Below are 9,548 nucleotides of genomic sequence, written 5' to 3'. Positions count from 1 at the left end.
ATTGATGGAAGATTGATTTGTGGCAAATGCCCAGTCATATAATTTGTCACTTCTCTTATCGAATATTTGTTTTAAAAGTGCAAGAGTTGTTTCCCCTCTAAGAACAGTTTTGTCTATATTAAGTTTGAACTTGTGCTGGATAGTTTTCTTTTCATTTTTCTCCATTTCAGCAAGTTCCGTTCGAATTTTAGAATTTTTTGGAACAAAAATGAGATACGGATGCTTTGTTTTTGATAGCGTTAACATAAGTTCATTGCTATAAAATCCCCTGTCAAACAAGACAAGTGATATGGACTTTACCAGTGGTTCTACCACACTCAGACACCAGGCTACGGTATGTGCCATATTATGTCCCATTCTTACAGGTACTGATATCAATGGAATTTTTTGAGGAATGTCCGAACTAACTATTGCGCATGTCAGGAACTTAAATTTCCCAGTCACTGCATTCTGTCCTGTCCATCCGTAAATCCAAAATCCCTGTGGGTCACCATAGAAATCTTCATCAGTATAATCAAAGGCTAACACAACATCTTTCTCATTGAGTTCAAATCGTGTTCCCAGTATTTCTACAGTTTTCAGGTATTCCCAGTAAATATTTGATATTGGAACTTTTTTAATTGCCAAATGGAGTGAGTCGCCACGATTTCCAACGGTTTCTACGTAAGTGTTTGCAACAGAAGCTTTTAGGAGTTCTCGCTCATAATGAAATCCAGAAAGAAATTTTCCTTTTGGTTTTAGATTCAAAGAACGATCGATGAATGTGTCCAATGTCTTTAGAGTTCGAAAAGCTCTAGCGGGAGCAATTGTCATACTATTACCAAGTAAACCGTACGGCCAAGATACTCCTTTGGACAATCAACTTTGGCACTATTTCCGAATTTTGTTACTTTGCGAACAAAAAATCCTTCGATACCTTCTATTTCTAGATGATTTTGTAGTTGTATTTCTACTTTCCTCATTGGATATCCTATGGATATCCTATATATTTAAAGGTTATGATGAAATTAAGAATGTGGCCTAGATTGATGGAAAATTGGGTCCGGGTGAGAAATAAATGAAACCAAAGAAAGTTGTTAAGTTATTCGGAGATACTGTCAAAATAGGCATAACTATAAGCTAATGACAAACATTAAGAAAGCCCAACAACTTTTAAGCGTAAATTAATCTTAACTTTCATACAGTTGTGCTTATAGCTCTTAATTGTTTTTAATAACTTAACGAAGTGGACAAAAAAAAGCAATTAAGCAGCTTTTTTTTGAAAAAATATGGAAAGTTTAAATATGGACAAATTTAAAAATCTTGGCATTAGTGTGCCCCTCCTAAAATCTATAAGATATGAGCATTTTGATAATCCTACCGAGATACAGGAAAAAACAATCCCGTTAATCCTTGCAGGTAAAGATATTATAGCCGGATCAGCCACAGGTTCTGGAAAGACCCTGGCATTTGCTTGTGGCATATTACAGAATGCTGAAAAAGGAAAAGGTATACAGGCTTTGATCCTGACTCCCACCCGGGAATTGGCAGAGCAGGTTGCAGGTGCTTTAACGAAATTCTCAATGTTCAGCCCTTTAAAAATTATGGCAATATATGGTGGTGTTGGGATCAGCCAGCAGATCAGGGGCTTAAAGACTGCTGATGTTGTGGTAGGAACACCGGGCAGGATACTTGATCACATCAATAGAAAGACAATTAAATTCGATAGGGTAGAAACACTGGTGCTTGATGAAGCCGACCGGATGTTAGATATGGGATTTAAGGAGGATGTAGTTCAAATTGTAAATAAATGTTCAGTAGACCGACAGACCCTTTTATTCTCAGCAACGATCTCAAAAGATATTGCCAAACTTGGCAGGAAATATATGGATGAACCGATCCATGTACAAGTTGAGTCTTATATCGATGCAACACTATTGGACCAGATTTATTATAGAGTTCAGGATAATATGAAATTTTCTTTGCTCTTGCATCTACTGAATAATGAAAACTCAGAATTGATAATGGTTTTCTGTAATACAAAAAGATATACTGATACGATCGCCAAGAACCTGAAATCTTCAGGCGTGAAAGCCCGGGCAATTCATGGCGGATTAACCCAGAACCAGCGGAACAATGTTATGAAGCAATTCCATGAAGGGAGGGCTGATGTTCTTGTATGCACAGATGTAGCTGCGAGGGGGCTTGACATTAATGGTGTTTCTCATGTTTACAATTACGATATTCCCAGGGAGAGCAAACAGTATATCCACAGGATCGGAAGAACTGCAAGAGCTGGAAAAGAAGGCAAGGCAATAAATATCGTTTCCAGGAAGGACAATGATAATTTTAAAAATGTATTGAAATTTAATGATGTCGTGATAAGGAAAGAAAAGCTGCCTGCTCTGGAAAAAGCTGAAATGAAAAGGTCGGTGCAAGTTGGATTTAAGCATAACAATAAACGCATCTCCAGAAAGAGTCCTAATTCGAACAGGCACAAGAATCGATAGTTTTTTATTTCTGATTCTCAACCCCTCAAAAAGGACATTGACAGGAAAAATAATTACGTAAGAGATGGCTGAAAAGCCACATTCTTTTTTATTGCTCCATATCTTAGCACATCAGGCACTTTAGCAAAGTCCTGAATAGTAGATTGAACTGAAGGTAGAATAACTCGTATACGTTGCAGTTTTTTTAGTTTCTCTTAGTCTCATGTAATTAATTTTGAAATGATTTCAGTTCCCATCTTTTCTTCAGCCCCCCGCCTCCCCATCGTCTGCACTCTACCCGGGTGCCTCTCCCGATCTGCTACACCCATCCTTGTGGTGTGGGGGCTGGCAGGCTTTTTCGTGGTGCCTCATCAATGCATGTCTATCCAACTGTTAGGGGGTGCGAAGTGGATGTTATGTCGGTTAGCTGCCGGCAGAAATTAATATATATATATATGACTGCCACCGCAGCCCGTCGGGCGGCAGGTGGCAGCCAACTTTGTGGATTTGTTTGGACTTTGAACCGCCAGGATGCAGATTACGCAGAGCATTTTTAGCTTTTTCTGCGTACCTCTGAGAACTGTGCGGTCAGGGTCAGAGTGGATCGTTAACAACTAGTGTCGCGTCAACATCAAAGTGTCTGATAATAAGGTGTATTGATAGCATATTTAGATACATTATAGAGTTGACTCGACACTAGTGTTGTGTCAACTTTCAAGTGTCAGATTGTAAAGGGCATAGGTCATGTGGCACAATTTTTAAATCAAATTATTTCGATAATCTCAATAGACGCAGATTTACGCTGATTTACGCAGATGCAACCTTAAATCGGCGTTAATCTGTGTAAATCTGCGTCTTAAAAATAACTGAAAAATGTAACAGTGTCAGATCATATATCTAGCGATATTGTATGGTTGACTCGACACTAGTCCGCACTGCGGGAACTATGTGCAGGTTCCCTTCAATTATGTCTGACCGTTTTATTGTGTAAATATGATTTACCACTTAAGACTATTTATTATATTTATTAACTATATATGATATATACATTCTATATATTTATGTGGATAATTTATATATATTGTTCTGTTTATTCATAGTCGGTGATAGTTGACATGAAAAAAATTATGTTAATAAAATCTTTTGTACAAAAAAATAAATTACTATTAATGCTTGCAGTGATCTCGATGTCACTGCTCGTATCAGGTTGTACCGACAATACGAATAAAACTGTCGGAACAGATGACACACATACAGATAACACACTCGCAGATGTAAAACTGCAGATTGCAGGCTCGACAACAGTTCTGCCAGTTGCCGAGGAATGTGCACGCGCCTTTATGGAAAAGCACCCTGGCAGCCGGATATTTGTATCAGGTGGCGGCTCATCACACGGAGTAAAAGCTGTAGCAGATGGAACCGTGGATATCGGGACCGCATCCCGCGACTTGAAATCAAGTGAAATAGATTCACATCCTGATCTGGTTGCGCATGGCGTTGCAAAGGACGGCGTTGCGGTCATAGTGCACCCGTCCAACCTTGTTACTGATCTCACAATGGAGCAGCTGCAGGGTATCTACACAGGTACGATCACAAACTGGAAGGAAGTAGGAGGGACAGATTCCGGGATCATGGTGGTCACACGTGAGGAAGGGTCAGGGACACGGGACTGCTTTGAGCAGGCAGTTATTAAACCTATTAAAGCTGAGATCACAGACCATGGTATCATCCAGGACTCGAATGGCAAGACGCGGGCAACTGTTGCCGGAAGTGCTCAGGCTATCGGATTTATCTCGCTCGGATACGTCAACTCAGATGTCAGTGCACTCAGGCTCGATGGAATTGAGCCCACTGTCGAAAGCGTTGTGGACGGCAGCTATGCGATCTCACGCACACTCTGGATGATCAGTAACGGTAATCCGGACAGTAGTGAAAAGGCATTTCTTGACTTTGTGCTTGGAGATGAAGGGCAAAGGATAGTGGAAGATGTGCATTTCATACCTGTGAACTGATCCCTGGCTTACGACGCTCATGGAGTATAAAATGACACGGATCGTGCATCTTTCAGACCTTCATATAAGCAGTGCCCATTTTCTCAGTGATGTTGCAGAATCTGTGGTGCAGGGCGTCAATGAGATATCGCCTGATATCCTGGTGATAACAGGGGATCTGACCCAGAACGGCTCTTTTCAGGAGTACATGGAGGCAAAAGAGTGGATCGACCGGATCGATTGCAGAAATAAGGTAGTCGTTCCGGGAAACCACGACTCCAGGAATGTCGGTTACCTGCTGTTCGAAGATATTTTTAGAACACGGTCTCCATGCTGTTCTCTTGATGGGGTCACTGTCGTGGGAGTGGATTCATCCCAGCCAGACATTGATGACGGGCATATCGGTCGGGAGATGTATGGCTGGATCGCCAAGAGATTTAATTCTAATTCTGACTTCAACTCAACTTATCTCAGGATTTTAGCACTCCACCACCACCTGATCCCTGTACCAATGACAGGGCGGGAAGAAGAGATACCTGTGGATTCGGGGGATGTGCTTGAACTGCTCGACAGGTGCGGTGTGGATATTGTACTGTGCGGGCACAGGCACGTACCCTGGGTCTGGAAACTGAATGACATGTTTGTTGTGAATGCAGGAACAGCCTGTTCGAACAAGATCAAGGCACGAACGACCCAGTGCTACAACCTCATCGAGATTGAAAATGCCGGGGATACCGGAAGGTGCATTCGTATCTACCAGGTGATTCCTGCAGGGGAGCGGAAGTTGATCGTTGATTCAATTATTGAAAATAATAAAACAGGAAATATAATTTGAGGAATGAAATGAACAGAAATCTTTTGAGACAGTTTGGAATCGGCACAGTGCTTGCTGTGCTAATCGTATTTTGTGTATTGTCTTCAGGATGTTTAGATCCGGAAACGAAAACATCCGAAGGATCAATATTGCGTATCGGGCTCATCCCGACTGAGGATCAGCTTGATATGCTGAAAAAGTTCGAACCGGTGAGCACGTATCTGGAAACAGAACTTGGAATGGAAGTCGAGACCTTCATCGCAACTGATTACTCCTCAGTGATCGAGGCGATGCGCTCAGACAAGATCGATGTCGCATTTTTCGGACCATTTTCGTATGTCCTGGCTGCAGAACAGGCAGGTGCAGAGGCGATCGTGACAGGCGGTACCAAGACCGGTGAGGTGGCAACATACCAGAGCTGCATAATCACGCATCCGGATTCCGGAATAAACAGTATTGATGACCTGAAAAATAATACCAGTGATATCACATTCTCGTTCGTTGATCCTGCATCAACATCAGGCAACCTGATCCCAAGAGGATATCTTCTCTCTGTCGGGATCGACCCTGATACGGATTTCAAGGCGTGCATGTTTGCCGGCGGACATGATGCATCAGGGCTTGCTGTGAAATCAAAAAATGTAGATGCAGGTGCAATGTATGACATCGGATACAACCGGCTGATCGACAGCGGTGCGATAACTCCGGATGAAGTTATCGTGATATGGAAATCTGATCCGATCCCGAAATCACCAGTGGCAGTACGAAACGATCTTGACCCGGAACTCAAGAAGAAGATCCAGCAGGCATTCATTGATATGCCAGTGAAGGATCCCGAAGCCATGAAGACGTTCGAAAGTAAATGGGAAAAAAACGAAATGTATGTGGCAATCGACGACAGTACCTATGAATATGTACGCGGGATAGGCAGGTCGCTCGGGTATATCTAAAGAGGGATGGAATGTTAACGGTAACGCATCTCTCAAAAAAACTTCCTGACGGCAAGCAACTGCTGCGGGATATAAATTTTAGTGTCGAAAGGAGCGAGTTCGTGGCGATACTCGGTCTTAGCGGCACCGGAAAAACGATCCTTCTACGGTGCCTGAACGGCCTGACAGTACCGGACGGCGGTGAAATAATACTCAACGGTAACGGCGGTCCACTGTATATTACCAGCAGCTACAGCAGCAGTATCAAGAAAATACGACAACAGACCGGCATGATCTTTCAGAATTTCAACCTCGTAAAGCGGCGTTCGGTCATTGAAAATGTACTGATTGGAAAACTTGGAAGGGTCGGCACATTTCAAAGTATATTTGGAAAGTTCACGAATGCAGACATTGCATCCGGGCACAGGGCACTGGAGAGGGTCGGGATTTCGGATCTGTCACACCGCAGGGCAGGGACCCTGAGTGGTGGCGAGCAGCAGCGTGTTGCGATTGCCAGATCGATTATACAGGATCCAAACCTTCTGCTTGCCGATGAACCTGTTGCAAACCTGGATCCGACAGCATCAGAGTTTGTGATGGAACATCTAAGGTCCATCTCTGTCAATGACGGTGTCAGTACACTTGCAGTGCTGCACCAGCCTGAATTAGCCCGAAAATATGCTACAAGGATCCTTGGGGTACGGGACGGTGTTATCGTTTATGACGGTGATGCAGACATCTCGGACTATGACTTTCAGGCTATCTATGGGAGTACATACAATGGCAGTGCAAAATAGATATGCCAGTTTCAAATCTAATAGATATACCAGGTACATTGTACCTGTTCTGTTCACCGTATTTTTCGTATGGAGCATAATCAGTACTGGTATTAGCATAAGCGATCTCATAAGCGGTTATCCAAACCTTGCCAATTTTATCGGGTGTATGTTCCCGCCTGCATGGGATGTATTTATTCCGCTGCTGCATCCGGCTTTTGAGACAATACAGATGGCATTTTTGGGTACTGTTTTCGCAGTCATATTGTCAGTACCGGTTGCATTGTTCGCAGCAAGTAATATCTCGCCGTCAAAACCAGTGAAGGTATTTGCAAGGAGCATTATCGCAACCACGCGAACGGTACCTGATATCGCATTTGCGCTGATCTTTGTCTCGGCGGTAGGGCTGGGTCCGTTCCCTGGTATACTTGCACTGTCAATTCATTCGGTTGGTATGCTTGGAAAACTGTATGCAGAGGCAATCGAAGAGATCGATCCCGGACCCGTAGAAGCGGTCGAAGCAGTGGGAGCAAGCAAACTCCAGGCTATTTATTATGCTGTGATCCCCCAGGCCACACCTTCGTTTGTGGCTACCACACTCTACAGGTTCGATACCAATGTACGTTCTTCCATTGTGCTCGGTCTTGTCGGTGCAGGTGGTATCGGGTTTGAACTGATAATGGCAATGAGGCTGTTCAGGTATCATGAATTGTCAACGATACTTATTATAATATTTATAGTAGTCATGTTTGCTGAATGGGTATCCGGCTACATAAGGGTACATATAATCGGGGAAGAGGTCTTGAAATGAACAGGGATAAGCGGTTTGGTTTGATCGCACACGCTGATGGAAAACTGATGTGCGAGATCGCTGAAAGGATACTGGCAAACACCGAAGTGGAAGTGGTCAAAAAACCATTGTGCGGTATGATCATGATGCGCTTTCGGGATACTGCGAAGAACTGTGTCTTCAATCTCGGCGAGGTGCTGGTAAGTGAAGCTGAGGTGAGGATTAAAAACAGCATGGGTTATGCCATGATAATGGGCATGGAACCGGAAACCGCTCTTGCAGGTGCGATCCTGGATGCAGCGGTTGAAGCGGAGCATCCCCTTGCACATGAGATCATTGATTTGCTCAATAACGAAGAAAGACGACTCTTGGAAGAAAAACAGGTGAAATGGGCACAGGTCGCATCGACCAGGGTGGATTTTGAGGTGATGAAGTGATGAGGGAGACAGCATTCGATGTGACGTTCGATTCCCAGATGATTTTTCGATCTCTCCTGGATGCCATGGCAAGACCCGGCAGCATCGTAGTACTTCCTGATATCAACATCACTTCGCCTGCTATGAACCGGTATCCTCTGCTTCTGCTTATGACACTACTGGATCACGAGGTCAGTTTCTGTGTTTTAGGTCATAGTGATGCAAATGTAAATGTAAATATAAATCAGCAGGCAGTGGCAGAATACCTGAGGTCGAACACCGGAAGCAACGAGTCGGCGCTTAGGGATGCTGACTTTATACTGGTCTGTGAAGGTTCTTCGCAAGGTTTGATACGCAGGGTAAAGCTGGGCACGCTGGAATATCCTGATGAAAGTGCAACTGTGGTCTATGATGTCTGTTCGATCGGAGATCGGGGGTATGATGGTGATGATTTACATGATGAATATATGCTGCTTGAACTTTCGGGACCCGGCATTGCCGGCAAATGCATGGTCGCAATCAGCGGTATGGAACAGGCAGAAATAGAGGATGTTCTTGCAATGCGTGATTATCCGCTCGGTATTGATGCCATCCTTTCGGACAGGAATGGTAACATAGCGTGCATTCCACGATCAACAAGTCTGAGGGTGATGTGATGGGGTACGTTCTTGTTAAAGGCGGGGGTGAAGCGATAAAGAATGCTGAAGCGCTGGTCGGCTCGATGAGATCAGACGGTTCGGATGCTGTTACAACTGCACAGGTAAAAGGCAGGATGCGGCTTGCAGTTGATCAGGTGATGGGCGAAGGCGGGCTGTATGCGCCGGATATTGCAGCGCTTGCAATCAGGCAGGCAGACGGCGATCTTATCGAAGCTTCGTTCTTAGTCCGTGCCTATCGATCAACGTTGCCGAGAACAGGATATTCGGAAAACTTGGATACCAGGGATATGTTCGTACTGCGCAGGATCTCATCCGCATTCAAGGACATCCCTGGCGGTCAGGTACTTGGTCCCACAATCGATTATACCCAGCGACTCATTGATTTTGAGGAAAATGAAGGGAATGGGGGTGAAGATGTCTACAAAAATGCGGACGGGGAAGCGGATGGAGGTGCAGACGTGGAAGGTCCGGAATCAGCGGCAGAGGGTACTGGTATCCCAAAATTCAGTAAAGTGGCAGATCTCTTACGGGGAGAAGGGGTACTTGAGGATGCGTCTGCCGGGATTGAGGATGAGCCTTTTGATATAACAAGGGAGTCCCTGCGGTTCCCTGCCCCCAGGTCTGCGCGCCTGCAGGCACTTGCACGGGGTGAGACCGGCGCAATGCTTGCATTTGCATACAGTTCGCTTCGCGGCTATGGCTCGG

Annotated in this window: 11 protein-coding genes; 9 read left to right on the top strand and 2 right to left on the bottom strand. The window is 44.4% G+C overall.

Annotated elements, in window-relative coordinates; all coding sequences use genetic code 11:
• Together HF974_06855 and HF974_06850 are read right to left on the bottom strand one after the other, a co-directional pair.
• A partial coding sequence (locus HF974_06855; protein MBC2698047.1) for a transposase occupies positions 1-747 on the bottom strand: 747 nt, incomplete at its 3' end.
• 62 nt (positions 748-809) lie between these two features.
• A complete protein-coding gene (locus HF974_06850) occupies positions 810-962 on the bottom strand; it encodes a DUF2080 family transposase-associated protein (protein ID MBC2698046.1) in 153 nt (50 codons plus the stop codon).
• Positions 963-1,283: 321 nt separating this feature from the next.
• Between HF974_06850 and HF974_06845 the strand changes: the two genes are divergently transcribed.
• From HF974_06845 to HF974_06805, 9 genes are all read left to right on the top strand, one after another.
• Entirely contained in the window at positions 1,284-2,489 is a 1,206-nt protein-coding gene (locus HF974_06845; protein MBC2698045.1) for a DEAD/DEAH box helicase, read from the top strand.
• A 1,094-nt stretch (positions 2,490-3,583) separates the two neighbouring features.
• Positions 3,584-4,480: a phosphate ABC transporter substrate-binding protein gene (locus tag HF974_06840; GenBank protein ID MBC2698044.1), complete on the top strand. Its 897-nt coding sequence runs from the start codon at positions 3,584-3,586 to the stop codon at positions 4,478-4,480.
• A gap of 31 nt (positions 4,481-4,511) precedes the next feature.
• Positions 4,512-5,294 carry a metallophosphoesterase gene (locus HF974_06835; protein ID MBC2698043.1) on the top strand — a complete coding sequence of 261 codons (783 nt, stop codon included), beginning with the start codon at positions 4,512-4,514 and terminating at the stop codon, positions 5,292-5,294.
• An 8-nt stretch (positions 5,295-5,302) separates the two neighbouring features.
• Positions 5,303-6,223, top strand: coding sequence for a phosphonate ABC transporter substrate-binding protein (gene phnD, locus HF974_06830; protein ID MBC2698042.1), 921 nt, complete (start codon positions 5,303-5,305; stop codon positions 6,221-6,223).
• Positions 6,224-6,234: 11 nt separating this feature from the next.
• Positions 6,235-6,999 carry a phosphonate ABC transporter ATP-binding protein gene (gene phnC, locus HF974_06825; protein ID MBC2698041.1) on the top strand — a complete coding sequence of 255 codons (765 nt, stop codon included), beginning with the start codon at positions 6,235-6,237 and terminating at the stop codon, positions 6,997-6,999.
• Positions 6,983-7,789: a phosphonate ABC transporter, permease protein PhnE gene (gene phnE, locus HF974_06820; GenBank protein ID MBC2698040.1), complete on the top strand. Its 807-nt coding sequence runs from the start codon at positions 6,983-6,985 to the stop codon at positions 7,787-7,789. The genes phnC and phnE overlap by 17 nt, the downstream gene beginning before the upstream one ends.
• Positions 7,786-8,205, top strand: coding sequence for a phosphonate C-P lyase system protein PhnG (phnG, locus tag HF974_06815; protein MBC2698039.1), 420 nt, complete (start codon positions 7,786-7,788; stop codon positions 8,203-8,205). The genes phnE and phnG overlap by 4 nt, the downstream gene beginning before the upstream one ends.
• The gene (gene phnH / locus HF974_06810; GenBank protein ID MBC2698038.1) at positions 8,205-8,840 is read left to right on the top strand and encodes a phosphonate C-P lyase system protein PhnH; all 636 of its coding nucleotides are present in this window, start codon (positions 8,205-8,207) and stop codon (positions 8,838-8,840) included. The genes phnG and phnH overlap by 1 nt, the downstream gene beginning before the upstream one ends.
• On the top strand, positions 8,840-9,548 hold a 709-nt coding region (locus tag HF974_06805), incomplete at its 3' end, for a carbon-phosphorus lyase complex subunit PhnI (GenBank protein MBC2698037.1). The genes phnH and HF974_06805, both read left to right, overlap by 1 nt.

Source organism: ANME-2 cluster archaeon (genome assembly GCA_014237145.1).
GTDB lineage: Archaea > Halobacteriota > Methanosarcinia > Methanosarcinales > Methanocomedenaceae > Methanocomedens_A.
This window is presented reverse-complemented; position numbering and strand designations above follow the sequence as displayed.